General features: G+C 60.2%; 19 protein-coding genes. 12 read left to right on the forward strand and 7 right to left on the reverse strand.

Annotated elements, in window-relative coordinates:
* Positions 1–352 precede the first annotated feature (352 nt).
* The 3 genes from ACZM96_RS00560 to ACZM96_RS00570 all read right to left on the reverse strand — a co-directional run bounded on the left by ACZM96_RS00560 (position 353) and on the right by ACZM96_RS00570 (position 3,815).
* Complete coding sequence (locus ACZM96_RS00560; RefSeq protein ID WP_294485677.1) at positions 353–664, reverse strand: YbaB/EbfC family nucleoid-associated protein; 312 nt, start codon at positions 662–664, stop codon at positions 353–355.
* A gap of 48 nt (positions 665–712) precedes the next feature.
* The gene (gene dnaX / locus ACZM96_RS00565) at positions 713–2,626 is read right to left on the reverse strand and encodes a DNA polymerase III subunit gamma/tau (protein ID WP_489486665.1); all 1,914 of its coding nucleotides are present in this window, start codon (positions 2,624–2,626) and stop codon (positions 713–715) included.
* A gap of 211 nt (positions 2,627–2,837) precedes the next feature.
* Positions 2,838–3,815, reverse strand: coding sequence for a LysR family transcriptional regulator (locus ACZM96_RS00570; RefSeq protein WP_489486666.1), 978 nt, complete (start codon positions 3,813–3,815; stop codon positions 2,838–2,840).
* Between the two features lie 211 nt (positions 3,816–4,026).
* Here ACZM96_RS00570 and ACZM96_RS00575 point away from each other — a divergent pair, with 211 nt between their 5' ends.
* From ACZM96_RS00575 to ACZM96_RS00625, 11 genes are all read left to right on the forward strand, one after another.
* Positions 4,027–5,694, forward strand: coding sequence for an FAD-binding protein (locus ACZM96_RS00575; protein ID WP_489486667.1), 1,668 nt, complete (start codon positions 4,027–4,029; stop codon positions 5,692–5,694).
* Between the two features lie 129 nt (positions 5,695–5,823).
* Positions 5,824–7,515, forward strand: a complete 1,692-nt coding sequence (locus tag ACZM96_RS00580) for an FAD-dependent oxidoreductase (RefSeq protein WP_346665647.1) — start codon at positions 5,824–5,826, stop codon at positions 7,513–7,515.
* A gap of 589 nt (positions 7,516–8,104) precedes the next feature.
* Positions 8,105–8,377: a 4Fe-4S dicluster domain-containing protein gene (locus ACZM96_RS00585; RefSeq protein ID WP_294485667.1), complete on the forward strand. Its 273-nt coding sequence runs from the start codon at positions 8,105–8,107 to the stop codon at positions 8,375–8,377.
* Positions 8,370–10,094: an FAD-binding protein gene (locus ACZM96_RS00590; RefSeq protein ID WP_489486668.1), complete on the forward strand. Its 1,725-nt coding sequence runs from the start codon at positions 8,370–8,372 to the stop codon at positions 10,092–10,094. Before ACZM96_RS00585 ends, ACZM96_RS00590 begins: the two co-directional genes overlap by 8 nt.
* Before the next feature lie 29 nt (positions 10,095–10,123).
* Positions 10,124–11,596, forward strand: coding sequence for an SLC13 family permease (locus ACZM96_RS00595; RefSeq protein ID WP_489486669.1), 1,473 nt, complete (start codon positions 10,124–10,126; stop codon positions 11,594–11,596).
* Positions 11,597–11,785: 189 nt separating this feature from the next.
* Positions 11,786–12,511: a Crp/Fnr family transcriptional regulator gene (locus tag ACZM96_RS00600; RefSeq protein ID WP_489486671.1), complete on the forward strand. Its 726-nt coding sequence runs from the start codon at positions 11,786–11,788 to the stop codon at positions 12,509–12,511.
* 1,116 nt (positions 12,512–13,627) lie between these two features.
* Entirely contained in the window at positions 13,628–13,882 is a 255-nt protein-coding gene (locus ACZM96_RS00605; protein ID WP_489486672.1) for a 4Fe-4S dicluster domain-containing protein, read from the forward strand.
* 74 nt (positions 13,883–13,956) lie between these two features.
* Positions 13,957–15,627 carry an FAD-dependent oxidoreductase gene (locus ACZM96_RS00610; protein WP_489486673.1) on the forward strand — a complete coding sequence of 557 codons (1,671 nt, stop codon included), beginning with the start codon at positions 13,957–13,959 and terminating at the stop codon, positions 15,625–15,627.
* 226 nt (positions 15,628–15,853) lie between these two features.
* Positions 15,854–17,236 (forward strand): SLC13 family permease, encoded by a 1,383-nt coding sequence (locus ACZM96_RS00615; protein ID WP_489486675.1) that lies wholly within the window; start codon positions 15,854–15,856, stop codon positions 17,234–17,236.
* A 170-nt stretch (positions 17,237–17,406) separates the two neighbouring features.
* A complete protein-coding gene (gene serS, locus ACZM96_RS00620) occupies positions 17,407–18,687 on the forward strand; it encodes a serine--tRNA ligase (RefSeq protein ID WP_489486676.1) in 1,281 nt (426 codons plus the stop codon).
* A 411-nt stretch (positions 18,688–19,098) separates the two neighbouring features.
* A complete protein-coding gene (locus ACZM96_RS00625; RefSeq protein ID WP_489486677.1) occupies positions 19,099–20,634 on the forward strand; it encodes a carboxylesterase/lipase family protein in 1,536 nt (511 codons plus the stop codon).
* A 135-nt stretch (positions 20,635–20,769) separates the two neighbouring features.
* On the opposite strand, the gene ACZM96_RS00630 is transcribed toward ACZM96_RS00625, so the two are convergent.
* Genes ACZM96_RS00630 through ACZM96_RS00645 form a run of 4 tightly spaced genes read right to left on the reverse strand, consistent with a single transcriptional unit; the run spans position 20,770 to position 24,511 of the window.
* A complete protein-coding gene (locus ACZM96_RS00630) occupies positions 20,770–21,948 on the reverse strand; it encodes a GTPase family protein (protein ID WP_489486678.1) in 1,179 nt (392 codons plus the stop codon).
* Entirely contained in the window at positions 21,945–23,114 is a 1,170-nt protein-coding gene (locus tag ACZM96_RS00635) for a GTPase (RefSeq protein WP_489486679.1), read from the reverse strand. Before ACZM96_RS00635 ends, ACZM96_RS00630 begins: the two co-directional genes overlap by 4 nt.
* A gap of 45 nt (positions 23,115–23,159) precedes the next feature.
* Positions 23,160–23,879 (reverse strand): vWA domain-containing protein, encoded by a 720-nt coding sequence (locus ACZM96_RS00640; protein ID WP_489486680.1) that lies wholly within the window; start codon positions 23,877–23,879, stop codon positions 23,160–23,162.
* Positions 23,880–23,935: 56 nt separating this feature from the next.
* Positions 23,936–24,511: a hypothetical protein gene (locus ACZM96_RS00645; protein ID WP_489486681.1), complete on the reverse strand. Its 576-nt coding sequence runs from the start codon at positions 24,509–24,511 to the stop codon at positions 23,936–23,938.
* Between the two features lie 555 nt (positions 24,512–25,066).
* Between ACZM96_RS00645 and ACZM96_RS00650 the strand changes: the two genes are divergently transcribed.
* Positions 25,067–26,239, forward strand: a complete 1,173-nt coding sequence (locus ACZM96_RS00650; RefSeq protein WP_489486682.1) for a tyrosine-type recombinase/integrase — start codon at positions 25,067–25,069, stop codon at positions 26,237–26,239.
* The last annotated feature ends 166 nt before the right edge of the window (positions 26,240–26,405 follow it).

Consider the following 26,405-nt stretch of genomic DNA (forward strand, 5'->3'; position numbering starts at 1 on the left):
CCCGACGCGCGCCGATATGGCGGGCAAGGCGCGAAAAGCGTTCCGCGCCGCGGAAAAGCACGTTGAAAAATATCCGAGCGCGGGAACGGGCGGCACGCGACGCGCCCCAGAGGAGAAACGCTCATGCGGCAAACGTTCTGTCTGCGGCGCGCCGGATATGGTGAACGCGCACGCGGCGAAATATGTTGCAGCGGATGCGGCAGGCAGGACGCGTCGACTTTTGCAAAAAACGTCTGCGATTGCCCGCCGCTTCGGATGCGCGTTTAAACGCAGGCGGACGCGGGCAATGCCCGCGTCCGCCGAAAATTGCGCGATGCTGCGCCGACGGCCGAAGCCGCAGCGCGAAAAGCGATTAGAACATGCCCGGCAGATGGATGCCGCCGGAAATGTTGGCCATTTCGCGGTCGAGATTGGCGCGGCCGATGCGCACGGCCTCGTTCACCGCGGTGATGATGAGATCCTGCAGCATGTCCGTGTCGCCGCTTTCCAGCACCGACTTGTCGATGGTGATGGACTTCATTTCCTGACGGCCGTTCATGACCACCTTCACCATGCCGCCGCCGGCGGAAGCTTCCACTTCCTTCTCGGCCATTTCCTGCTGAAGCTTCGCAATCTTGTTCTGCATCACCTGCGCCTGACGCAGCAGGTCGTTCATGTTCTTCATGCCATGTCTCCTTGAAAGGCGGGGGCGCGCAGCCCTTCTGCCGCCGTGTTATCGGTTGATGGGGGTACAGCGTACCAGTCGGGCGTCGTAGGCGTCCTGAAACTTCTTGATGACGGGATGCGACTGAACTTCTTCCTTGAGTTCCGCCTCGGTGCGCACGATCCTCTGCGGAGGACGAAAGGCTATCTGCAAAGGACGTCCCGCCCACGAGGCCGCCAGCGACTCCAGCACGCGGAGCTTTTCCGGCCGCTGAAGCTGCTGCCCGATGACCTGCGAGAGCGCCTGAAGCACGAGCCAGTCGCCCCGCACCTCGCCCGTGACCTGACGGAGCATGGGCAGAGGAATGTCGTGGTTGTCCCGGCAGGCGTCGAGAAAGGTGTCCCAGGTCAGGGAAGTATCCACCGGAACGTCCTTCCACGCCGCGGAAGGACGCCGGAAGGCCGGAGCCCGAGTTTCAGCAGGTTTCGGCGCTTCCGTCAAGTGCGGGGCAGGCTCCGCCGCAGGCTCTGCCGCAGGGGCCGGAGCGGCTTCCCGGGCCGCGGCCGACACGGGAGAAGACGCAGGAGCGGAAGCGGGCGAGGAAACGGATGCGGAGGTCGGCGCGCGGCGGGCGAAGGACGGCGACGGGGCGCTTTGCACCGGCGCGGGAGGCTCCGCAGGTGCAGGAGAAGTCGCGGGCGAGGCGACAGGTTCGACGACCGGACGCGGCGCAGCGCTTTGCGCGGAAGATGCAGACGAGGATGAGGCCGCCGGAGCCGAACCGGTCACGCCTCCAGAGAGCGGCGCGGAACCCTGCGGCGTCACAACGCCGCCGGACGCGGGCGCAGCGATCGGCGCCAGTTCTTCAAGCGGCAGCAGGCGGGGAAGCATGGCGAGATTCAGCAGAAGAAGCTCAAGGCCTGCCGAAGGCTCAAGACTGGTCAGAATGCGGCGCTGCGAATCGAGCGTCATCTGCCACGCGGCGTGAATGTAGGTCAACGAAAAGCGCGACGCCATGGAGAGCAGCCGTTCCTGCTCGCTCTCGGGCATGTCGAGTTCCTTTGCGGCGTCCCGGCCCGCCTGCTTGATGAGAAAAAGATTGCGCCACAGGCTGCACAGTTCCCGCAGGAAAAAGCCCATGTCCGCGCCCTGGGCCAGAAGTTCGCGCACGAGCACGGCGATGGCTGCGGCGTCCTGACCGGCCAGCGCGTCGAGCAGGCGGTCCATGACTTCCTGACCGGCCAGCCCCAGCACTTCGCGGGCCTGCTTTGCCGTAAGCGGTTCGTCCGGCGCGCAGCCGAGCGCCAGCACCTGCCCGAGCAGCGACATGGAGTCGCGCACGCTGCCCGCCGCGCGGCGGGCGATGAGATGCGCGGCCTCCTTTTCAAAGGGACGCCCCTCGCGCTGAAGAATGTCGCAGATATGCGCTTCGAGCGTGGCCTCGGGAATCTGACGGAACACGAAATGCTGACAGCGGCTCACGATGGTCACCGGGAACTTGTGCTGCTCCGTGGTGGCCATGATGAAGGTCACGCGCGCGGGCGGCTCCTCCAGCGTCTTGAGCAGCGCGTTGAAGGCTTCCTTGGTGAGCATGTGCGCTTCGTCGATGATGAAGACCTTGTAGCGGCCTTCCAGCGGCGCGTAGCCCACGGCGTCGCGCAGGCGGCGGATGTCGTCGATGCCGCGGTTGGAGGCTCCGTCTATTTCCACCACGTCCACGAAGTTGCCCTGCGTGATGCGGCGGCAGGCCTCGCACTGATTGCAGGGTTCGCCCGTGGGAGCGTGCTCGCAGTTCAGCGCCTTGGCGAATATGCGGGCTATGGTGGTCTTGCCCACCCCTCGCGTGCCGCTGAGAAGGTAGGCCGGGGCCACGCGGTCTTCGCGGGCGGCGCGGGAAAGAATGGACTTCACCATGTCCTGCCCCACCACCTCGGCAAAGGTCTGCGGCCGGTACAGGGCCGCGAGGGATGCGTTTGCTGCCATAATGTATCCGCTCCGGGCCGCGTTCGTGCAGGAAGAACGCGGCAGATCATGAGGCCCGAAACGGGGCCCGTCAGGTACAGAAAAATTCACGAAAACCTTACGGCCTGCCCGTCCTCCGGTCAAGCGCGGAGAAAAAACGCGCAGGCCCGGCCGCAACCGGAAAAACACTCCCCGGCAGGCCTTTCTTCATCAGAAACGCCCTGCCGTGTCTTCACGCGTTCTTGTACGCGGCTGCCGCAGTCACCTGCTTTTCAGCACCGCCGAGATCGCCCTTGAGCTCGGTGCGTATCTTTTCGATGAGCGCGGCGGCCTGCGGACTCAGATGCTTGTGATGACGCAGCAGAATGCCGTTGTGAACCTGCGGCAGAATGCCGTCCAGCGGATACGAACGCAGCCCCTCGCCGAGATTGCCGTACTTGCTGGCCATGAGACACAGCTCGTCCATGACGGCCACGCCCATGCCCTGCTTCACGTAGCGCAGCATGAGATGATAGTTGTTCACGCTGAGCACGGTCTGCAGCGGCTGGGAAAGCGACGCAAGCGACGTGTCGAAGTACGGATCGCCGCCTTCTTCCATGTTCTCGGCCAGGAAGGAAATGAACGGCAGACGGATGAGATCCTCTTCCGTGGGACGCTCGGGCAGATGGAAATCGTTGTCCTCTCGGGCGATAAGCAGAGGCTGTGACGTGAAAAGCTCCTCAAGAACGCAGTTCGGAGGTTCTCTGGTCACGCCCGTCAGGCCGAAATCCACGCGGGAGCTGACCACGTCGTCCACGGTTTCGTACGGCAGTGCGCGACGAATTTTAATACGAACTTCAGGGTGTTCCCGACGAAACGCGGCAATGATGCGCACCGCTCGTGCAGAAAAGGGCAAATTGCTGGAAATGGTGATCGTTCCGCGCAGGATTCCCGACGGCGAGCTGATGTCGGACTTCATGCTGCGCAAAAGCTCGAAGGTGGAAATAGTCCACGAGAGCAATCTTTCACCTTCTGGAGTAATACGCAGCCTTTTCATGTATCTATCGAACAACACTGTATCTAATTGCTGTTCGAGCTGTCTGATCTGCCAGCTGATGGTGGAAGGATTCCGATTCATGAGCTGAGCCGCCTTGCGTATGCTTCCCGTCTTGGCGGTGAAGTAAAACCCGCGTAAATGTTGGAAAAAATCGCCTCCCAATTCTTCAATCATGGCATCTTCCCCCGGACTTCGAGCGAGTCGTCGTGTTAATGTTTGATTTTATCAAACAATAAAAATTTTTTTTCGATTTGACAATAGAAGTCTTTTTTGTGAAATCATTGACACGACGGGAATGATTCCGGCGCGGCCCCCATTCCGTTGTCCCCGCCCGAAGCCGCGCTCTCTTTCCCATCCGATGTATTTTCAGAATCAGGGAGGAGTCATGAAAAGTTCAACTCATCCGCTTGGCACGCTGATCGAAACGGACGTGCTTGTCATCGGCTCTGGCGCGTCCGGCTGCGGCGCGGCCCTCGGAGCCCGCGAGCAGGGTCTGGATGTCGTGCTGCTGGATAAAGGCAAGCTGGAAAGTTCTGGCTGTATTGGTGGCGGCAACGACCACTACATGGCCGTCCTGAACGAAAAAGGCGCGCCTTTCGACACCGCAGACGATCTCGTGAAGTTCTACTCCAAGCCTCTGACCGGCTATTCCCCCGCCATGATCGTCAACGGCTGGTACAATCACATGTACCACATGCTGAAGCGCCTCGAAGACCGCGGCGTGCAGTTCAGCAAGAACCCCGACGGAACCTACAAGCGTACCCAGGGCTTCGGTCAGCCCGGCACGTGGTGGGTTCACATTGCCAACGGCATGACCATCAAGCGCGTCATGGCACGCATCGTTCGCGACTCCGGCGTCCATGTCCTTGACCGCATCATGGCCATGAAGATCCTTACCGACGGCGGCAAGGCCTGCGGCGTCATCGGCTGGAACGTGTCCACCGGCGAGTACGTCATCATCCGCGCCAAGACCGTGGTGTCCGCTCAGGGCCGCTCTTCCACCCGCGGCTACAACAACTCCACGCACAACCCCTACAACGTGTGGATGTACCCCTACAACACGGGTGCGGGCGTGGTGCTCGGCTATGACGCCGGCGCCGCCGTCACCGAACTCGACACCTATCAGCGCGCCACCATGGAGCCCAAGGGCTACGGCTGCCCCGGCATGAACGGCATCAACAGCTCGGGTGCTCACGAAATCAGCGCCATCGGCGAACGCTTCATGGGCAAGTACGACCCCATGTGGGAAAACGGCGTGCGCAACAACCAGATTCAGGGCACCTACCAGGAACAGCTCGAGGGCAATGGCCCGCCTTTCTACATGGACATGCGTCATGTCGACCCCGAAGTCGTGCATGAACTGCAGTACATCCTCATGCCCGGCGACAAGGCCACCTTCGGCGACTGGGCCGACTGCACCGGCACCGACTTCCAGCACAAGCTGCTGGAAGTGGAAATCGGCGAACTCATCTTCGGCGGCACCATCGCGGTGAACGATCAGTTTGAAACCACCGTGCCCGGCCTGTTCTGCGGCAGCATCTTCCTGTACTGCTCCGGCGCCATGTGCGGCGGCTTCGAGGCTGGTCGTCAGGCCGCCCTGAAGGCTTCCGGCATGTCCGAAGCCGGCAAGATCGACGAAGATCTCGCCGCCAAGGTGAAGTCCAGCATCTTTGCCCCGCTCGGCAACGATCAGGAACTCACCTATCAGGAACTGGAAGAGGCCGCCCGCAACGTCATGATGTACTACATGGGCTTCCGTCGCTCCATGGCCGGCATGGAACGCGCTCTGGAAAAGATCACCTTCCTTGAAGAACAGATTCCTCAGCTCCACGCCGACACCCTGCGCGACCTCATGCGCTGCCATGAATCGTGCGAAGTTCTCAAGGTGTGCGAACTGGCCATCAAGGCCACCATGGAACGCAAGGAAACGGGCCGCTGCGTGTACAAGATTACCGATTACCCCAATCTCAATCCCGACATGGCGAAGCCCCTGCTTCTCCTCAAGGGCAAGAACGGCACCGAGTACCATTGGGGCAAGGCCCCTCTTCTGTAGAGCCCTTTCCGTCTGAAACTGTCCGCCGGGGCGGCAACGCCCCGCGACGGTTTCCCGGCGTCGGCGCAGCGTTCCGACGCCCCCCTCCCGGTTCTCCGGGAGCGGATCAGTCACTCAAGGAGTATTATCATGCCGCCTAGATATAGTCGTGAAATCACCCTGCCCATAGTCATGGGCGACAGCCTCAAGGAGCAGTTCCGCACCTCGCCGTGCGAGCATTTCTGCCCCGCGGGCAATTCCATCCAGAAGATGCAGGCGCTTGTGGAAAAGGGCGAATTCGGTGAAGCCCTGCGCTACCTGCGCGCCAAAAACCCCTTCCCCGGCGTTACCGGCCGCGTGTGCCCGCACTTCTGCCAGTCCAACTGCAACCGCGCCGGCTACGACGCCTGCGTGAACACCCGCGCCCTTGAACGCGCCGTGTTCGACTACGCCCCCTACGGCTCCGCGCTGTTCAAGCGCCGTCCCGCCACGGGCAAGAGCGTCGGCATCATCGGCGGCGGCCCCGCCGGCCTTACCGCCGCGTACTTCCTCGCCCTTCTCGGCCATGACGTCACCGTGTACGAGGCCAACCCCGTGCTCGGCGGCATGACCCGCTACGGCGTGCCGGACTTCCGTCTGCCCCGCGACGTCGTTGACCGCGAAATCGGCTGGATCCTCGAAGTGGGCGTGCGCGCCCGCGTGAACACCATGGTCGGCCGCGACATCTCCTTCGCCGACGTGCGCGCCGCGCATGACGCCGTCATCGTGACCACCGGCACCCCCAAGGAAAACAGCCTGCCCATCCCCGGTTCCGAAACCGCGGTGAAGGCCGTTGAGTTCCTGCGCGCCGCTTCTCTCGGCCTGCGTCCCGAAGTGGGCAAGCGCGTGGTCGTCATGGGCGGCGGCGGCGTCGGCTTCGACGCGGCCTTCGTGGCCCGTCGCCTCGGCGCCGAAGAAGTGCATGTCGTCTGCCTCGAAAAGGCCGGTGAAATGCGCGCTCCCGCGGAAGACCTCGAACAGGCCGCCGAAGAAGGCATCCAGATCCACAATTCCTGCACCATGTCCGCCATCCGCACCAAGGACGGCAAGACCGCCGGTGTGGACTACTTTGAAGTGAAGGAATGCCGCTTCGACGAAAAGGGTCATCTGACCCTGGTTCCCGTGGAAGGCGGCGAACACACCCTCGACTGCGACACCGTGATCTTCGCCGTGGGCATGAAGACCGACCTCGACTTCATGGCTGAAGCCGGCGTCAACCTCACCCCCCGCAACTGGATCGTGGTGGACGGCAAGCAGGCCAGCTCCGTGGAAGGCATCTTTGCCGCCGGCGACGTGGCCTCCGGCCCCGCCTCCATTGCTGCCGCCATCGGCAACGGCCGTCGCGCCGCCTTCGGCGTGCATGCCTATCTGACCGGTGAAAATTCCCGCGTGTACGCCATCGGCGACGACAACACCATCGTTGCCCGCGACGATCTCGCCGGAACCAAGGAACCCTATGTGGTGCCCATGGAAGAGATTTACGGCATTCTCCAGTACGAGAAGACCGAACCTCAGAAACAGGCCTGCACCAACCACATGGACTTCACCGAGAACAACGCCGGCTACACCGCCGAACAGGCCCAGCTCGAAGCCGCCCGCTGCATGCACTGCGGCCACTGCAAGGGCTGCGGCACCTGCGTGGACGACTGCCCCGGCTACGTGCTCGAACTCAAGCACCTCGAGAACGGCCTCGACCGCCCCGAAGTGGCTCACGGCGACGAATGCTGGCACTGCGCCAACTGCCGCACGAGCTGCCCCACCGGCGCCATAGGCTTCCGCTTCCCGCTGCGCATGCAGGTGTAAGAGCCTCGGCGAACTGAACAAGCAAACGGCGCCCTGTCCGACTCCCCCGGACAGGGCGCTTTTTGTCAGATTCTTGTTACAAAGAGAACAATCCGGCCGTATCTTTTGAAAATCCTTCGTTTTTTCATAACTTTTTTCGCTCGCTTGCGCGTTTTTTCTCCGCTCTGAACGCCCTGGTCAGGCCAAGGAAACGCCGGCGCGGCCGCAGGGCACTCTTGCTGATGCTATATTATATCCTATCTATTTTATTGAATAAAACTCCTAGCTCGCAAACATGCTTTGAGATTATCGACATCATTTTTCTCCCGTCGTGCAATGCCGTGCGAAGATGTGTGATTTTATCAAACGAAAATAAAAAATTATCGATTTGACTTCCGATGGTTAAAATGTGATTTTTCTATCAACTTAAGTGCATCTTCTGCGCATCCGGGGCGGCGCAATGCCTTTTCCATGGGGACGGAAGACCCCGGAGACGCAAGGCCAAAGGTTTTTCATCTGGAATATGACGGAATTTCCGGATGTTCTCTTTTTCACCGTGAACTTTCCAGGCGCGCCGCCGGGGGGCGGACGTCTGGCGAGGACGATGGCAATGATACAGCATATCGACGACGCTAAGTGTGTCGGCTGCGGCGTATGCGTGCAAAAGTGCCCTCTGGACACCATTCGTCTCAACGAACAGGGAAAGGCGTTCATCGCGTATCCCGACGACTGCATGACCTGTTTCGTCTGTGAAAGACTTTGCCCCGCCGGAGCCATTTTTGTTCATCCGTTCAAAGAGAAGCTGCCCCCGGTCTTTCCGGGTCCCCGGTACGAAGCCGTGGAAGGCAACGACCTCAGAGACAAGGAGGTCTATCATGCCTAGCAGAACTACTCATGTCGTGGAAAGCGACCTGCTCATCATCGGCGGAGGCTCCGCGGGCCTGTGGGCCGCCAAGCGCTTCACCGAGCTCATGCCTGAAAAAAAGGTCGTCATCGTGGACAAGGGCCCCAAGGAATGGGGCGGACTCATGTCCATGGCCGGCGGCGACTTCGACGCCGTCATGCCCGGCGACGACCTCGATGCCTGGCTCGAAGACTTCATCTACTACTTCGACGGCCTCTGCGATCAGGAGCAGATAGAAGAAATTCTCCGCCGCTCCCATGAACGCCTCGAAGACTATCAGCGTTACGGCTGTGAATTCTTCCGCAAGGAAGACGGCACGCTCAAGAGCATTCCGCAGCGCGGCCTGCCTCACGTCAAGCTGTATCCCGCCAAGCTCGTGGGCCGCGGCGGCGAAGACATGGTGCGCAGCCTCGTGAGAGAGCTCCGCAAGACCAATCTGACCAGCCTCGGCCGCATCGTGGTGACCGATCTTCTGAAGAAGAACGGCCGCGTGGTCGGCGCCGTGGGCTTCGACTCCATAAGCGGCGACTTCTACCGCTTCCGCGCGCAGGCCGTCATTGCGGCCACGGGCGTGGGCGGCTGGAAAACCTCCTACGGCAAGAACACCCCCACCGGCGAAGGCGTGGAAATGGTGTGGAACGCCGGCGCAAGACTCAAGGACTTCGAGTTCAGCCGCGTGTGGAACATGCCCCGCTACTTCGGCTGGGAAGGACAGACCAAGCTCATTCCCCTGGGCGCGCGCTTCGTCAACGCCAAGGGCGAGCCCTTCATGGAAAAGTATTCCCCCGTGCTCGGCGTGAATACCGACCCGCATTTCATCACCATAGCCATGGCCATGGAGATTCGCGCCGGACGCGGCCCCATCTATTTCGACATCAGCCGCATCAATCCCGACGATCTGATCCTGCTCAAGCCCCAGAACGGCTGGCAGCTCATGAACTATGAGAAGCTCTGCAAGCTCGGCATGGATCTGTTCCGCGACAACACCGAATGGCTGCCGCAGATGACCATTTCCTACGGCGGCATGGAAGCCGGCATCAAGGGCAACACCAACCTTGAAGGTCTGTTCGCCGCCGGCACGGCCAGAAGCACCGAACCCGGCGTGTACGCCGGCGGATTCGCTCTCATGAGCACGTCCGTCACCGGTCATCTCGCCGGTGAAGGCGCGGCCGAATTCCTCGCATCCGCCGCCCCCGTGGAAGACGACGCCGTGGATGAAGACATAGACGCCCTCGCCGAAGCCGTCTATGCGCCTCTCGGACGCGAAGGTCTCGCGCCCCATGACGTGCTGAGAAAGATTCAGACCGCCATGTTCCCCTACGACGTTTCCATCCTGAAGACCGAAGCCTCCCTGCAGCGCGCGCTCGACGAAATTACGCGCATCCGCGAAGAGGACGTGCCGAACATGGCCGCCGCCGATCCTCACTACCTGCTCAAGCTGCGCGAAGTGCGCGGCATGGCCCTCGTGAGCGAACTGTATCTGCGCGCCTCGCTGGAACGCCGCGAATCCCGCGCCGGACATTTCCGCGAAGACTATCCCCAACGCGCCGAAGACGGCCTCGCCTGGATTCTCATTCAGCGCGATGACGACGGAAAGATGGCCTTCAGCAGAAAGCGCGTTCCCCTCGAACGCTATCGCCATCCCATCACGCGGTACTATCAGGACAATTTCCGCTTCGTTTCGGAAGAACACTAATACTCCGTTTCCACCAGGAGAACCTTATCATGGCTGCTACCACCGGAACTGCTCCCGCTGCTCCCAAGAAACTGAACGTCATGTACTTCGTACATACCATCATCTGCCTCGTCATCATGTTCGGCGTCGGGCAGCTGTCCCCCATTGAACCGCTCACTCCGCTGGGCATGAACCTCATCGGCATCTTCCTCGGCGTGCTCTACGGCTGGATCTTCATCGACATCATCTGGCCCAGCATCGCCGGTCTGCTCGCGCTCATGCTCATCGGCGGCATGAAGCCCGGCATGCTGCTCAACAAGAGCTTCGGCGACCCCATCGTCGTCATGATGTTCTTCATCTTCGTGTTCTGCGCCACCATCAACTACTACGGCCTCTCCAAGTTCATCTCGCTGTGGTTCATCACCCGCAAGGCCGTGGCCGGCAAACCCTGGCTGTTCACCTACACCTTCCTCGCCTCCATCATGCTGCTCGGCGGCCTCACCAGCGCCTCTCCCGCCGCGGTCATCGGCTGGAGCATCCTGTACGGCGTGTGCGAAGTGTGCGGATACAAGAAGGGCGACGGCTATCCTACCATGATGGTCTTCGGCATCGTGTACGCCGCTCAGGTCGGCATGGCCATCATTCCCTTCAAGCAGGCCGCCCTCACCGTCATGAGCGCCTATGAAACCATGTCCGGCACGCACATCGACTACGCCAAGTACATGATCATAGCCATCATCGCCTGCGCGCTCTGCTCCCTGCTCTTCCTGCTCATCGGCAAGTACATCTTCCGTCCCGACGTGAGCAAGCTCGCCGATCTCGACGCCAGCAAGCTCGACAAGGATCAGAGCCTCACCCTCTCCGGCGTGCAGAAGTCCGTGCTCGGCTTCCTCTTCGCCCTCGTCGCCCTGCTGCTCATTCCCGCCTTCCTGCCTGCGAATCTTGCCGTCGTCAAGTTCCTCAAGAGCATCGGCAACACCGGCATATGCATGTTCCTCGTCGGCCTCATGTGCTTCATCAAGGTCAACGGCAAGCCGCTGCTCCGCTTCAAGGCCATGGTCGATGACGGCGTGGCCTGGGGCATCATCTTCATCCTTGCCATGGTCCAGCCCCTCTCCGGCGCCATGGCCAACCCCGCCAGCGGCATCACTCCTTTCCTGATGTCCATCCTCGAACCCCTGTTCGGTGCAGGTTCTCCGCTGTTCTTCGCCCTGTGCATGGGTCTTCTGGCCACCATCCTCACCCAGTTCATTAACAACGGCGCCGTGGGCGTGGCCCTCATGCCCATCATCTTCAGCTACTGCAGCAACAAGGGTGTCGGTCCTGAAATGGCGGTCATCATGGTGGTCATGGGCGTGCATCTGGCCTTCCTCACCCCTGCCGCAAGCTCCAGCGCCGCACTGCTGCACGGCAACGAATGGGCCAGCACCAAGAGCATCTGGAAGTCCTCTCCCATCGTCATCCTGCTCTCCTGGATACTGATGAGTGCCGTCATCACCATCATGGGCTCGATGCTCTTCTAACGGTCAGCCTCCGCAGGTCTGACCAGGGCCGGGCCCGCGCCCGGCCCCGAAGCCCCTTTTCGCCCCCGCGAAAAGGGGCTTTTTTCCGCCTCTTGCCTTCTTCCCCGCATCCCTGCTAGAGCTTGTTCTCAAGAACGCCGACATCTGCGCCGGCCTGCATCCGTCCCTTTTTCCGCCGGGAGCGCCTTCATGCCCGTCACTTCCTTCTCCGAACGGCATCCGTCCGGGCCCCTGCCCGGCTTCATGCCCTTCGCCGTGCCCGTGGTGCAGGGAGAAACCGACGTCGAATCCCCCGTGTGGAAGGAAATCCGCCGCGAAGGCACGCGCCTCGTGTTTCGCGCCGGTACGTTCATCGATCTTTCCGGCGAGCATCTGCTCGACATGTACTGTCTGGAAAAGGGCAGCGTGCGCATCGTGTTCGACACCCTGGAAGGCAGACAGCGGGCCCTCATGACCTTCGAGCCCGGCGGCATCTTCAACCTCGCCTGCGCGCTCACGCAGAAGGACGCTTCCGGGCAGTACCAGTGCGTGCGCAACAGCGTGATCTGGCGCGTGCCCGGCACCGTGCTCAAGGACGAAGCCGGAGTGACCGCCTGCCCTGCCCTCGCCGCCTACGCCCTGCGGCAGATGGGAACCGTGGCGCTCATCCACAGCACCTTTCTTTCCGACATGCTCATGGATGACTTCGTCATCCGCTTCTGCCGCTATCTGATCTCGCTCGCCACGCGGCACGGCGACGCGGAATTTCCCCTCGGCATCACGCAGGAGCGCTGCGCCGCCATGCTGGGCGTGCATCGCGCCACATTGTGCCGGGCCATCCAGTATCTGAAGAAAAACGGCGTCATTGAATGCTTCCGCCGGGGGCGGGTCCACATTCTCGACCCGGACAGACTGCGCGCTCTTGCGGGCATGTAGCCGAGCAACTTTTTCCCCCAAAAAAAAGTCGCACATCCGTTTTTCTCGCGCGAAGATCCGCCTGCTGCGCCCCGCCGCGCTGAAAGAGCCGATGCCGCCACTATCAGGATGCGTGGAGACTGCCGCCCCCGCCGCACCGAAAGAGCAGAAGCCGGGAGGAGGTCGCAACCTCCGCAGAAAACGCAGGGCCCCTCGTCCGCAAGAAACTCCGAGCCTGCCCCCTTACGCGCTCCGGGACGCTTTTGCAGGCCTCCGGCCCGCCCGCTCCGTTCAACCACACATGTTCCATGCAGCCCCGGCTCAACGACCGCCCTCTGGCCCGCAGCCCGACGAAAAAGACTTTCGCAATTCCCGGTTCAGCGCCACCGCTCCCTCCGGCGTCCGACGGCACATTTCCCGCAGGTTTCTTCCGTGCAGCAGACGCGCCCTCCGCCAGCGCAGCGCCGGAAACAATCGCCTCTTCGGCGCTGCGAACGGGAACAACCGGCTCCGGGCTACGACCGGGAAGAACCGCCTCTCCGTTGCAGCTCCCGAAAAACCCGGTTCCACGTCCGGCTCGGCAGCCGCCCCCGGCACGGCGTCCCCGGCTCAACGTCCGCTCAACGCCCGGATGAACGACCGCCTGAGCGCACGCCCCGCCCCATCTTGCCCCCCCCCTGTTCACCGCCTGGAAACACCTAAAACAGCCCGGGAGCAGCCGGGAGCGCATGCTGTCCCTGCAAAAAGCCGGAACGTCCTGCACCTCTTCCTGATTTAATTTTATTTGTGAAATAATTCCTTTAAAACTTCGGACTGCCGCACGCTCCTTTCTCTGAAATTCCGCGCTGCAAACTCCCAACGCCGCCACTCCTTTCCGTCCCGATTGGCCTTGCAGCTCCCCCTGCCTCCCGGCGCGATACGCCGCAAGTTCACCTTCTCATCTTATTTCCGCAGGAAAACATTAATTTTTTTATTCGCTATCCTGCTGGTATTCCTTTCTCTTTTATCTTTTCTCCCGAAAAATCCTCAAAATGTCGCGTGCGCGATATTTTCTCTTCCCCGCTTGTGAAAACCTGTACGCGTCAACGATGAACAGCGCCCACCACGCGAATTCCATTTTTGCGAAGGAGAAGGAATATGCCCCCGGTAATCGACAAAGAAAAATGCATTGGCTGCGGCGTATGCGCCGACGTGTGCCCCCTCCAGGTGTTCAGCTTCAACAGATCCACAAGCAAGACGCCCGAGGTCAAACATCCCTACGAGTGCTGGCACTGCAACGCCTGCGTGCTGGACTGCCGGGCCCACGCCATTGAACTGCGTCTGCCGCTCACGCACATGCTCCTGTACGTGGACGCCGACACCCTGAAGCCCAAAGACCTGCCCGTGCGCTGAAAAACGCGCTTTTGCGGCGACTTCGTCCCCTTCCGGGACCACCCCTCTCCCCTCAACACACTCGGAGGTACTCCATGATTCCTCTCAAAGAACAGCATGAAGCCGATGTCGCCGTCATCGGCGGCGGCATAGCAGGTCTTATGGCCGCCATTGCGGCGGCGGACAAGGGCGCAAGCGTCGTTCTTCTGGACAAGGCCAACACGAAGCGCAGCGGTGCAGGCGCCACGGGCAACGATCATTTCCTGTGCTGGATTCCCGAAAAGCACGGCGACATCAGCGTGGTGTACAACGAATTCATGGACAGCCAGAACGCCACCAGCAACGACACGCCGCTCGTCATGCGCTTTCTGGAAACCAGCCCCAAAATCGTGAACATGTGGAACGACTGGGGCATCAACATGAAGCCCACGGGCGACTATCACTTTGAAGGACACGCCTATCCCGGCCGTCCGCGCATCTTCCTCAAGTACGACGGCCACAATCAGAAAAAGGTGCTCACCGAACAGGCGAAAAAACGCGGTGTGAAGATTCTCAATCACGCGCCCGTGCTGGAAATGTTCCGCAACGCCGACGGCGTGACCGGCGTGCTGGCCCTCGACGTGTCCGGCGACGAACCTTCCTTCATCATGGTGAAGTCCAAGGCCGTGGTGGCCGCCACCGGCTACGTGAGCCGCCTGTTCACCACCGATCCCACGCCGAGCCAGATGTTCAACACCAACATGTGCCCCTCCGGCACCGGCGACTCCATTGCGCAGGCCTGGCGCATCGGCACCTATCTCGTGAACATGGAAAAGACCTACCGCCACGCCGGGCCCCGCTTCCTCGCCCGCTGCGGCAAGGCCACCTGGATAGGCGTGTACCGCTACCCCGACGGGCGTCCCATCGGCCCGTTCATCACGAAGCCCAACGTGGAAACGGGCGACATGACGAGCGACGTGTGGTCTTCGGCCTTCACCGATCTCAAGCTGAGCGGCCGCGGTCCCGCCTACATGGACTGCTCCGGCGCAAGCAAGGAAGATCTCGAACACATGCGCTGGGCCATGAAGTGCGAAGGTCTCACCGCGCTTCTGGACTACATGGACAAGGAAGGCATCGACCCCGGAAAGCACGCCGTGGAATTCGGCCAGTATGAAGCCAACCTCGTCACCAACGGCATAGAAATCGACATCAACGGCGAGAGCAACGTGCGCGGACTCTTCGCCGCCGGCGACATGATGGGCAACATCAGCGGCGACATCGGCGCCGCGGCCGTGTACGGCTGGATTGCCGGCCATCACGCCGCGGACTACCAGACCCTCGCCCTTGCCGAAGGCACGCCGGACAACGCCGAGGAACGCATGGCGTTCTACAGCGCCATTTACGAACGCAAGGTGGGCGCTTCGTGGCAGGAAGCCAACTTCGCCCTGCAGCAGATCATGACCGAATACGCCGACTGCGGTCCGCACCGCGTGCGCTCCGACACCATGCTCACCGCGGGCATCAAGTATCTCGGCGACCTGCGCAAGAAGATAGAAACGCAGATGTACGCCACCGACGCCCACGAACTCATGCGCGCCGCCGAAGTGGTGAACCTGCTCGATCTCGGTCAGGCCCTCATGATCTCCGCCAGAGAACGCAAGGAAAGCCGCGGCCGCCACATCCGCTCCGACTACACCTTCACCAACCCGCTCCTGCGCGACAAGTTCCTGCGCGTATGGAAGGAAGGCGATGAAGTGAAAACCGCCTGGCGCGACCGCCTCATCTGAGTTTTCCCTCCCCCTCTCCCCGGTTTCCCCCTGCGGAAACCGGGGCATGGCGTTGTTTAACGCCCGCGCCGTCCGCCGTTTCTTTTCTCAACGGAATTTCTTTCTTCCGCTTCTCCGACGCGCTCCGAACGCGTCGGCCCGTCCACGCTCCTCGGCCCGACGCGCTCTCCCTTCGTGAACTTTTTTCCGGCTCAGCCCGGAACATCCGCCACACCCCGGAGGAACCATGAAAGTTCTGCCCATGCTCCGCTGGCCTCTGACCCTCATTCTGCCCTTCATCGTCTATTTCGCCGCGCCCGCCGACATTTCCCCGAAAGCCCCGCTCTTCATGGCCATGACCAGCATGGCCGTGCTGGCCTGGGCCTTCAACGTGTTTCCGGCCATCGGCGTGGCCGCGCTGCTCACCTTCGGCTACGTGCTCGGCAACGTGGCTCCCATGGAAGTCATTTTCGGCCCGTGGGCCACGGTGCTGCCCTGGATTTCCTTTGCCGCCGTGGTCATCGGCGAGGCCATGGACAAAACAGGACTTGCCAGACGCCTTGCGCTGAGCTGCCTCTCCCTCGCGGGCGGCAGCTTCATGGGCCTTGTGTGGGGCTTCTTCATCGGCGGCCTGGCGCTGGCCCTGGTGCTGCCTTCCATTCTGGCCCGCATGGTCGTGCTCTGCGCCATCGCCTCCGGCATCGTGGACACCCTGAAGCTCGATCACAAGTCGCGCATGTCCTCGGCCATCATTCTCATGGCCTTCATGGCCGCGGCCGCGCCGCAGTTTCTGTTCCTGCACACCTCCGAAAGCTTCATCTGGGCCTTCACCATGCTCTTCAAGGACGGCACCACCGTGGACTTCTGGCAGTACGCCTGGCACGGCTCCCTGTTCTCCGTCATCTACACCATGGCGTCCATGGGCGTCGTCTGGCTGGTGAAGGGCAAGGAACAGCTCACCTCCATGGAAAACGCCCGAGTCTTCATTGAAAACTGCAGCAGAGAACTCGGCCCCATCAGCGCCAAGGAAAAAATCCTTCTCGTGCTGGTGCTCGGCATGGTGCTCGCCTTCATGATTCAGCCCTGGACCGGCGTGGACCCCGTGTTCGTGTTCGCCGTGCTGGCCATGATCTGCTACATGCCCGGCATCAACATTCTGCCCAATGAGAGCATCGGCAAGCTGGAAATCATGTTCCTCATCTTCATCACCGGCTGCATGTCCATCGGCTTCGTGGGCGGAGCCGTGGGCTTCAACGCCTGGGCCGTGCAGCAGATTCTGCCCGTGCTCCAGGGCTGGGGCGAAAGCATGTCGGTCATCATCGCCTACGTCTCCGGCGTGGTCGTCAACTTCCTGCTCACGCCCCTTGCCGCCACCGCCGCCTTCACCCCCGCCATCGGCGAACTCGGCCAGGCCCTCAACATGAATCCGCTGCCGCTCTTCTACGCCTTCCAGTACGGCGTGGATCAGTACATTCTGCCCTACGAGGCCGTGTACTTCCTCTATATCTTCATCACCGGACGCGTCACGCTCTCCCACGTCATTCCCGCGCTCGCCGCGCGAACCCTGATCTGCGGCGTGCTGCTCGCCCTGGTGGCCATTCCGTGGTGGAACTTCGTAGGCATCATGTAAATCCTCGAATCCATGCAGGACAAAAGGCCCGACGGACGCGTCCGCCGGGCCTTGCCGCCTCTTGCGCTCACGATTGACGCTCCGCCGCTGTCGGGCTAGACTATTCGTTCCTTTCAAATGCCCGGGCATGACGCCCTACCGCATATCACGCAGATTCGAGGAAATCAGCCATGCTTGATCTCAAACTTCTTCAGAAACATCCCGAAGTGGTGGCCAAGGCCCTGGCCGACCGCCATTCCAACATTTCCGTCGACGACTTCCTCGCCATGGACGAACGTCGCCGCGCCGTGCTCACCGAAGTGGAAACGCTCAAGAGCAAGCGCAATGCCGACTCGGCCGAAGTGGCCCGCAAAAAGCGCGCCGGCGAAGACGCTTCCGAACTTCTGGCCGATCTCGGCAAGCTCTCCGACCGCATCAAGGAACTCGACGCCGAAGCTTCCGAGATCAAGGACAAGGTCTATCAGTGGATGCTCCGCGTGCCGAACATTCCCGACGCCTCCGTGCCGGTCGGCCTCGACGAGAACGACAATCCGGAACTGCACCGCTGGGGCACGCCCCGCGAGTTCACCTTCCCGCCGAAGCAGCACTTTGAAGTGGGCGCGGCCTGCCGCGGTCTCGACTTTGAACGCGGCGCCAAGCTCGCCGGTTCGCGCTTCTGCGTGTCGCACGGCGTGTTCGCCAGAATGGAACGCGCCCTCATGAACTTCTACCTCGACACCCAGACCACCGAATTCGGCGCCACCGAAATTCTGCCTCCCTTCATGGTCAACGCCGCCACCATGCAGGGCACCGGCCAGCTGCCCAAGTTCGAGGAAGATCTCTTCAAAATGCCCGCCTGGGACTACTACCTCATTCCCACCGCCGAAGTGCCCGTCACCAACCTGCACGCCGGCGAAATTCTCGAAGAGGATCAGCTGCCCCTGCGCTACACCGCCGGCACCCCCTGCTTCCGTTCCGAAGCCGGCTCCGCGGGCAAGGACGTGCGCGGTCTCATCCGTCAGCATCAGTTCATCAAGGTGGAAATGGTGCGCTTCGCTCATCCCGACAAGTCCTGGGAAGAACTGGAAAACATGCGCCGCTGCGCCGAAATCCTGCTCGAAAAGCTGGAACTTCCCTATCGCACCATCACCCTGTGCACCGGCGACATGGGCTTCGGTTCCGCCAAGACCTACGACGTGGAAGTCTGGCTGCCCGGCCAGAACACCTACCGCGAAATCTCGTCCTGCTCCAACTGCGTGGACTTCCAGGCCCGCCGCGCCAACATCCGCTTCCGTCCCAAGGGCGGCGGCAAGCCCGAATTCGTGCATACTCTGAACGGCTCCGGTCTGCCCACCGGCCGCTCGCTCGTGGCCATCATCGAGAACAACCAGCAGGAAGACGGCTCCATCGTCATCCCCACCGTGCTGCGTCCCTACATGGGCGGCCTTGAGGTCATTACTCCCGACATGTAGTCGGATTGTTCCCAAAAGCTCCGGCGGGAGACGGCATTGCCGTCTCCCGCTTTTTTATTGCCCTCAGCCTCGAAAAAAATAAACGCCGCCGCGGAGCGCTGCCGAAGCCCCGCGGAACGCGATGCCCCAAAACACCCGCCGCAAGCCGAAATTCCGGCAATGTTCCCCCTTCTTCGCCTGCCCGGGCGGCTCGTGCGGTCGCCGCTTCGCAGGCGCTTCTTTCCCCGCGCGGTCGACTTTTTCGCGCACAACATCAATATTTTTTTCAAGTTGTTGCCTTTCTTAGAACAACAATGTGAAATTTTGAGCTTTATTTTTTGCCGTCTTTTTATTTTCCTGAAAGCCGAATCATCCTCACTCTCCTGGACGGATGTTCGCCCTTTCCATCACCGAATATATCAGGAGCTTCACATGAACAGACGTCAGTTTTTGTATGGAAGCGCGGCCGCATTTCTTGCGGGCGCCGTGCCCTTCCATGCCTTTGCCACCGAAGGCCCCGTGGTCAAAACGGCCAAAGGCAGCGTGCGCGGTCTTGTCATGGACGGCGTGCATGTGTTCAGAGGCGTGCCCTGCGGCATGCCCCCCTATGAAGGAAAATACCGCCTGGCCCTGCCTGAATTCGTTCCGGCCTGGAACGGCGTCGTCGATGCCGTCAAGCCCGGCGACATTCCGCTCCAGCCCGGCGGCAAGGGCAAGGTTCTGGGCGGCGGCGACTGCCTGCGCCTGAATATCTGGACCCCCGCTCCCGGCAAGACCAAATGCCCCGTCATGGTCTATATTCCCGGCGGCGGCAGCATCCGCTGCGACAACAACGACGTGCGCTTCGACGGCACGGCCTTTGCGCAGGACGGCGTGGTGCTCGTCACCATCAACTACCGCGTAAACGTGGACGGTTTCCTTAAAATCAAGGGAGTGCCCTCCAACCTCGGCCTGCGCGACATGCTGTTTGCCCTGCGCTGGGTGCAGGACAACATTGCCGCCTTCGGCGGCGATCCCGACAAGGTCACGGTATTCGGTCAGTCCGCGGGCGCCACGCACATCACCTCCCTCATTTCCTCCGGCAAGGCGAAGGGCCTTTTCCAGCGCGCCATTCTTCAGAGCCCCTCGGCCATTTCGCAGTACACCAGCGAGCAGGCTTCCATTGCCGCCGCCGATCTGCTGGCCTTCTACGGCATTGAAGACAGCCGCGAAGCCGTGGCCGCTCTTTCGCCGGAAAAGCTGCTCACCTTCTCCGCGTTCGCTTCCGCCAAGGCCAAGGATCCCGAATGGGGCCGCATGCTGCAGGGCAACGTTTCCGTGTTCAAGCCCTACGTTGACGGCGACATCCTCATGAAGCGCCCCGTGGACGCCATTGCCGACGGCGCCGCCAAGGATCTGGACATCATGGTCGGCTCCGCCGAACAGGAATGGCGCTACTACACCGTGCCGAGCGGAGCCATTGACAAGATAGGCGAAGACGCGCTCAAGAACTTCGTGTACACCACGGGATTTCCCGCCGACATCGTGGAACGCTACCGCAAGGCCGGTCGCGGCGACAGCACCGGCGATCTGTTCACGGCGCTCCAGTCCGACCTCATCTTCAGAATGCCGGCCAACAAGGTGCTGGAAAGCCAGAAGAAGGCCGGCGGCAAGGCCTGGGCCTATTCCTTCGCCTGGAGGAGCCCCTGCTACAACGGCAGACTCGGCGCGGCCCACAGCGTGGATCTGCCCTTCGTGTTCAAGACGCTGCACAAGGACTCGCAGCGTGTGAAGAACACCCTCGGCGACAATCCGCCGGATGCGCTGGCGAACGCCATGCATCGCGCCTGGGTGAGCTTTGCCTCCACGGGCAAGCCCGGCTGGACGCCTTTCGATCTCGACCGCCGCATGACCATGCGCTTCGACGTGGAAAGCAAGGAAGTCTCCGATCCGTGGAAGACGGAACGCGAGAACATGCCGCTGAAGTAAGCCCCGGCCCGTGCGGACATGGCTGTTGTGCCGTCCGCGCAAAAGCAGCCCTGCAACGGTGCTGAACCAGCCCGGGAAAAATCCGCGAGGGCGGAGCCTTCTGCAAAGGAAGGTTCCGCCCTTCGTTTTCTGCGTCTATCCCTTCCAGGAAGGAAACGTGATGCCCGTTCTTCGCTTCAGTTCCTTCAGAAAGACGCCGATGTCCATGCCGTTCCATACCTTTTCCACCTCACGCAGCAGCACGTCGGCATCTACCGTCCATGAGCCGCCATGCATCAGCGCATGAAACGCCATGCCGAGACAATAGGTAAGAGCCCCGGCCACGGCAGCCCCCGCCAGGGAGCCCGCCACGGGCACGAACTTGCACAGCTGCGAGGCCAGCATTCTGCCTGCCGAACGCGCCAGCAGAGGCCCGAGGAGCCTGACGGCCACATCCCAGGTGAACGGCCTGGCGTACAGCCTGCTCAGCCTGACGAGCATCCCGATCTGTATGGGAACAATGAACAGGGCGTCGGGTATGCCGGGCAGGGGATTCAGCCCGGCCATCGCCGCACTGACGGAGTGTTCAAAAATGATGTCCGCCGCACGCCTGTCGCAAAGTGCGCCGTCAAGCCTGGCGAAATACGTGCGCGCGGCGTCGGGCAGGCTTTCATAGATCCTGTACCGCAGCGCCTCAATGCCGTATCTCTCTTCCGCTCTTTCCCAGCTCTCCCCCGCGCAGCAGGGCAGAAACGGCGTTGCTCCCCCGAACGGCTGACGGATATGCGGCCCCATCGTCCTTTCCACATAGTCCAGCCAGGCGACGATGTTTCTTTCCTTCTCCGAAGCCGGAGACGCGAGGTTCAGCGCGACGGGATTCCAGTCTCTGACGGGAGCTGCGGCGTCTATCTTCGTGCACGCCACGATGCAGGGCAGCGGAAGAGCCGTTCCGAAATGCATCTGCACGGCGCCGACAAGCTCCCGTTCATACGCAAGATCCCGCGATGCACAGGGCACAGTCACAAGCAGAATGTGCGCCCGAACAAGAGATTCGAGCATGTGCTCCAGTCTCTGCACATGTCTTCCCGCCTCGCCTACTCCGGGCAGGTCCACGACGCGAAGCGGCAGCCCGCCTTCCGTAAGCTCATGCTCCACCGGCGTCTGCGTCGTAGGAATCACCCCGGTCTCGCTGACGAAGCGCCCGGCCATCGCGTTCATCAGGCTGGACTTGCCGCTGCCGGTCCGTCCCGCAAGAACAATCGTGGGCACCTCGTCGCAACTGTCGAACTTCGACTTCGCCTCAAGAATGATGTCGGCAATCTGCTGTGCGTTCATGCGTTCTCTCCCCGGCCGGAGCGTCTGCTTGCGGCCATGTTCAGGGCGGAGGCCTGCGCCTCGGCCTTCTTTCTGTTCTTCTCCATGCGCTGCTGAATTTCCTTCCTGGTAGGCCGGAAATTGCCCTCGGCAAAAAAGTCCCGGAAGGAATAGCCGAGCGCGAGCGTCGTGGGACCGGCCACGGCCGCGCCGAGGACGGCGCCGCCCACGGTGCCCAGGCCGGGAATGAATTTGACAATCGCCTGAAAAAGCATGCGGCCTCCCACGGCGCAGCCTGCCGTTCCCACCAGGCCGGCGGCCGTTCCCAGCGTCATGGTGCAGTTGTAGGTATGCGCCAGCGCAACGATCATGCCCGCCTGTATGGTGGTGATGGCCGCCACGTCGGCTATGGGAATCGGCGTGGCGGCCGCCACGGAAGCGGACACCGCCGCGCCCCAGATGATGCCGTCGGCCGTGGAATTCTTGTCCAACTTCACGTTCATGATGCGCGCAAGCATGGCCTTCCGGGCGTCCGGCACGGCATCCACCATGCCCTGCTTCAGAGCCTCAAGCCCGTAACGGCTCTCCGCATCCTCAAAGCCTTCCCCCGAGCACACCGGAAACAGCCTGCGGGCACGAATGCTGCATGAGCGACGCAGCGCTTCGATCCATGCGGCAATGTTCCTTTCCTTCTCGCTGGAGGGATGTTCCAGGTCCATGCTGCGGGGATTCCACTGCCGCACCGGAGCCATGAGGTCAATCTTGTTGGCCACCACGAGGATGGGAAAATCAGGATCGCGCGCAAGCACTTCCTGAATGAACCCGCGCTCCAGCTCCCAGGCCCTGTCGGGGGCTCCCACCACGAGCAGAATGAGATGCGTCGAGGAAAGTCTGTCCAGCATGGCGGCCTGACGCTTCTCATGTCTGCCGTCCTCACCGAAGCCGGGCACGTCGGTGATGACGGTTCTTATGGTCTCCCGTCCGCCGGCGTCCTCCCGGACGACGTCCCAGACATAGTCGCGGATGTCCTGTGTGACAGGCCCCCCGCATCCGACACGGCAGAGCTTCCGCCCGGTCAGCGCATTGATGAGACTTGACTTGCCGCTGCCGGTACGCCCAGTCACCAGCATGTGAAAGCATCCGTCGTCGGTCATGCCGTTCTCGTTCAACAAGGTATCCATGTCCATGTTTCGTTCTCCATGACAGAAAAAATGATGAAACGGGGGCCGCGCTCAGAAACGCTTTCCGAATCTGCCGTAAACCGTGCGGAAAAGAGCGTCGAGCAGAGGATCGGACGAGACGCCTTCACGCGTGCGGGAGCGCTGCGCATGGTCCTTCTGAATGTTCCGCTTCCAGTCGCCGTCGATGACGCCCCTAGCGGCGAACGACGAACAGACACCGGCAAGGGATTCGTAAACCGTATGTATGCCTTTGCCGTCGTTCACGAAATCCACGGCGTTTTCCTCGGACAGGCCGAAGCCTCGCGCCGTGGCCACGGCGTCGATGTTTGCGCCGAGGAAGAGAAATTCCCAACCCTTCTCCCTGGCCTCGGCAATCATGCGCTTCACGTCGCTCTCGGAATAGCGACGGCTGGCGTTTTCCATGCCGTCCGTGGTGATGACGAAAAGCACGTGATCGGGCACATCTTCCGGCCTGATGTAGCGATGGACCTTGCCGACGTGACGCACGGCTCCGCCCACGGCGTCGAAAAGCGCCGTGCAGCCGGAAACCTCGTAGTCCTTTGCGGTAAGCGCGGGAACGTCGAGAACGTTCACCCTGTCATGAAGGACGACGCTCTCCTGATTGAAAAGAATGGTGGAAAGAAGAACCGTTCCCTCCGCCTTCTGCTGCTTTTCCAGCATGGCGTTGAATCCGCCGATGGTGTCGGACTCCAGCCCGAACATGGAACCGCTGCGGTCGAGAATGAAGACAAGTTCGGTCATGCCGTTCATAGTACCTCCTCAAGGCGTTTGATTGTTTAACTGCCTTGTAGAGGAAACGGCACGGATTAAGGTCGCCGGTCCGGCGACAATTGACGGTCGGGATCATAACCGAACAGCGGAAGGTCGAGTTCCTTCAGGTACTCGTTGATTTTCATGATGTCATACAAACCGGCGCGGATGAAAAAATCGACGGCCAGATCAAACCTTTCGTTGGGAGAAAGCGCGTAGCCCGCCCGCGCCAGAAGCTCCCGGGTCTGCTCCACATCCAGCTCAAGAGCCAGGGCAAAGGCCAGCACCGTCTTCTTTGCAGTACGGTAATGTCTGTCGCTCAGAATTTTGGAAAACAGCTTTCTGTCAATCTTCGCCCGATGATAGCATTCGGCATTGGTCATGCCCGCTTCCCGTATCTTGCGCAGAAGCATGTCCGAAAATCCTTCGTCCGGCGAAGAAATGGCCTTTTTCAGTCTGTCCAGCAGGCCTTCCTGTCCGGCACGAAGGCCTTGCCCGAACATATGCTCGCAGAGAACGACGGCAGGCCTCGACAGCCGCCTTGGCACGACGAACCCGGAAGGCAGAGAAAAATCCTGCCCCTGAGAAGCGATGTAGCGAACAAGATGTTCCTTCAGTGCATCATCCGTCATGATGTTCCCTCCTGCTGGGAATGTCGTTTCTGCTTCATGCCGTCGGAAAACCGCCCAAGAAACTCACGCGGGGCAAAAGGCTTCCGTCAGTTTCAGAACTCCGGGCAGAGACGGGCCCGGAAAAGTCCCCTGCAAACGCTGCGGACGCGCCGCGGCAGCCCTGCCTTGCGAAAAGCGCCGTTCCGCTTCCGAAATCATCGACCGGCGTCCTTATTTTTTATGCGGAACATGCGTCTGCCGCAATACCCGTCTCGCTCCCGCAATCTTGTGCGCAAAAGACGAACGAAGATTAAACGAAAAAAGGCTTTCGACGTTTGCCGAAAGCCTTTTCAAATTCTGGTGGAGATGAAGAGAATTGAACTCTTGGCCTCTTGAATGCCATTCCCTCTTTTCGTCTCTTTTTCCATACCGCCTTATTTTGTTTTATATATAATTTCAACATATTACACAATAAGATTTTTCATAACAAATTTACCTTGGATTTGAAAAACTGGCACAAAACTGGCACAACTCTTCTATCTTGGGAACTTGATTAGGGCAAGAGGTTTTAGAAGCATGAGCAAAGATGAAACCTGGATACGACTCGAAAAAGGTATCCGGTGTAAAAAGCATCCGACCAGAAAACATGGGGTCAAACCGGACGCCTACTTTGTCCTCCGTTTTGCCGTAGATGGAAAAATGTATCAGGAAGCTCTCGGTTGGGCCTCGGAAGGAATCACTCTAGCTAAAGCCCGGGTGGAACTGGCTCGACTGAAAGAAGCTAAACGCCTCGGAGAAGGCCCCAGATCCTTACGGGAACGAAGGGATATCGCTGAAGCGGAAAGAAAGGCCAAAGAAGAAGAGGAACTTCAGAAGCAACGGAACCAGATTATTTTTTCTGATTTCTGGGCCAATACCTATCTTCCGTCTCAGCTCCATAAAGCCGACTCCAGTATGGTATCAGAAAAGGCACTCTGGAAAAACTGGATCAAACCAGCTATTGGCCATATCCCGATTGCCAAACTCACGGAGGATGATCTCGAAAGTCTAAAATGCAAAATGATTCAACAGGGAAAAGCACCGGCGACCATCAAATACGCAATGGCCGTTATTTCTCAGGTATGGACGAAAGCAATGGATAAAGGAATCGTCAGTACTCCTTCTCCCACTCAAAAAGTCATACTCCCCAAAAGAGACAATCGAAGGCAACGGTATCTCAGCAAAGAAGAAGCCCATGAACTGCTGAACAGACTGAAAGATCGAAGCCCCACGATACATGACATGGCTATCGTGTCTATGGAGTGTGGGTTACGATTTGGTGAGATTACGGCGCTGACTTGGGCTGATTGCGACTTTGAGAAACGCCAGCTGTTTATCCGAGATCCCAAAGCCAAGGCCAACAGATTTGCGTTTATGACAAAGAACGTCTACAGCGTACTCTCAAAGCGGTATGCGAACAGAACCGGAAACCTTATTTTTCCTGATGAAAATGGCAACAGGATGGCTAAACCTTCACATACCTTCAAACGTATAGCTGATGAACTGTTCAATAAAAACATATCCGATCCAAGACTGAGGGTATGTTTTCATAGTCTTAGACATACCTTTGCTTCATGGCTTGTCGGTGGAGGAGTAAGTCTTTATGAAGTCAAAGAACTCATGGGCCATGCCAGTATTGTCATGACTCAACGCTATAGTCACCTCTCCCCTGAAGGATTACGCGTAGCCATCAAAATATTGGAGGAGTGATTGGTAAAGGACTCTGACTGAATACTCATCTTTGTCATATCGCACAAGAACGAGACATGAGAAGTATCATAGCCTTGTTTTTTACATGATATATTAACATACAACAGTATACATTTATAAAACAATTCGATATTACTTATGTAATTAAATTATAAAATAGTATATC

Source organism: Mailhella sp. (assembly GCF_057866825.1).

Coding starts and splice junctions, on each gene's coding strand:
- ACZM96_RS00590 (WP_489486668.1), top strand. CDS start 8,370: ATGCCTAGCAGAACTACTCATGTCGTGGAAAGCGACCTGCTCATCATC.
- ACZM96_RS00625 (WP_489486677.1), top strand. CDS start 19,099: ATGAACAGACGTCAGTTTTTGTATGGAAGCGCGGCCGCATTTCTTGCG.
- ACZM96_RS00580 (WP_346665647.1), top strand. CDS start 5,824: ATGCCGCCTAGATATAGTCGTGAAATCACCCTGCCCATAGTCATGGGC.
- ACZM96_RS00600 (WP_489486671.1), top strand. CDS start 11,786: ATGCCCGTCACTTCCTTCTCCGAACGGCATCCGTCCGGGCCCCTGCCC.
- ACZM96_RS00560 (WP_294485677.1), bottom strand. CDS start 664: ATGAAGAACATGAACGACCTGCTGCGTCAGGCGCAGGTGATGCAGAAC.
- ACZM96_RS00595 (WP_489486669.1), top strand. CDS start 10,124: ATGGCTGCTACCACCGGAACTGCTCCCGCTGCTCCCAAGAAACTGAAC.
- ACZM96_RS00610 (WP_489486673.1), top strand. CDS start 13,957: ATGATTCCTCTCAAAGAACAGCATGAAGCCGATGTCGCCGTCATCGGC.
- ACZM96_RS00605 (WP_489486672.1), top strand. CDS start 13,628: ATGCCCCCGGTAATCGACAAAGAAAAATGCATTGGCTGCGGCGTATGC.
- ACZM96_RS00585 (WP_294485667.1), top strand. CDS start 8,105: ATGATACAGCATATCGACGACGCTAAGTGTGTCGGCTGCGGCGTATGC.
- ACZM96_RS00615 (WP_489486675.1), top strand. CDS start 15,854: ATGAAAGTTCTGCCCATGCTCCGCTGGCCTCTGACCCTCATTCTGCCC.
- ACZM96_RS00630 (WP_489486678.1), bottom strand. CDS start 21,948: ATGAACGCACAGCAGATTGCCGACATCATTCTTGAGGCGAAGTCGAAG.
- ACZM96_RS00640 (WP_489486680.1), bottom strand. CDS start 23,879: ATGAACGGCATGACCGAACTTGTCTTCATTCTCGACCGCAGCGGTTCC.
- ACZM96_RS00650 (WP_489486682.1), top strand. CDS start 25,067: ATGAGCAAAGATGAAACCTGGATACGACTCGAAAAAGGTATCCGGTGT.
- ACZM96_RS00575 (WP_489486667.1), top strand. CDS start 4,027: ATGAAAAGTTCAACTCATCCGCTTGGCACGCTGATCGAAACGGACGTG.
- serS (WP_489486676.1), top strand. CDS start 17,407: ATGCTTGATCTCAAACTTCTTCAGAAACATCCCGAAGTGGTGGCCAAG.
- ACZM96_RS00645 (WP_489486681.1), bottom strand. CDS start 24,511: ATGACGGATGATGCACTGAAGGAACATCTTGTTCGCTACATCGCTTCT.
- ACZM96_RS00570 (WP_489486666.1), bottom strand. CDS start 3,815: ATGATTGAAGAATTGGGAGGCGATTTTTTCCAACATTTACGCGGGTTT.
- ACZM96_RS00635 (WP_489486679.1), bottom strand. CDS start 23,114: ATGGACATGGATACCTTGTTGAACGAGAACGGCATGACCGACGACGGA.
- dnaX (WP_489486665.1), bottom strand. CDS start 2,626: ATGGCAGCAAACGCATCCCTCGCGGCCCTGTACCGGCCGCAGACCTTT.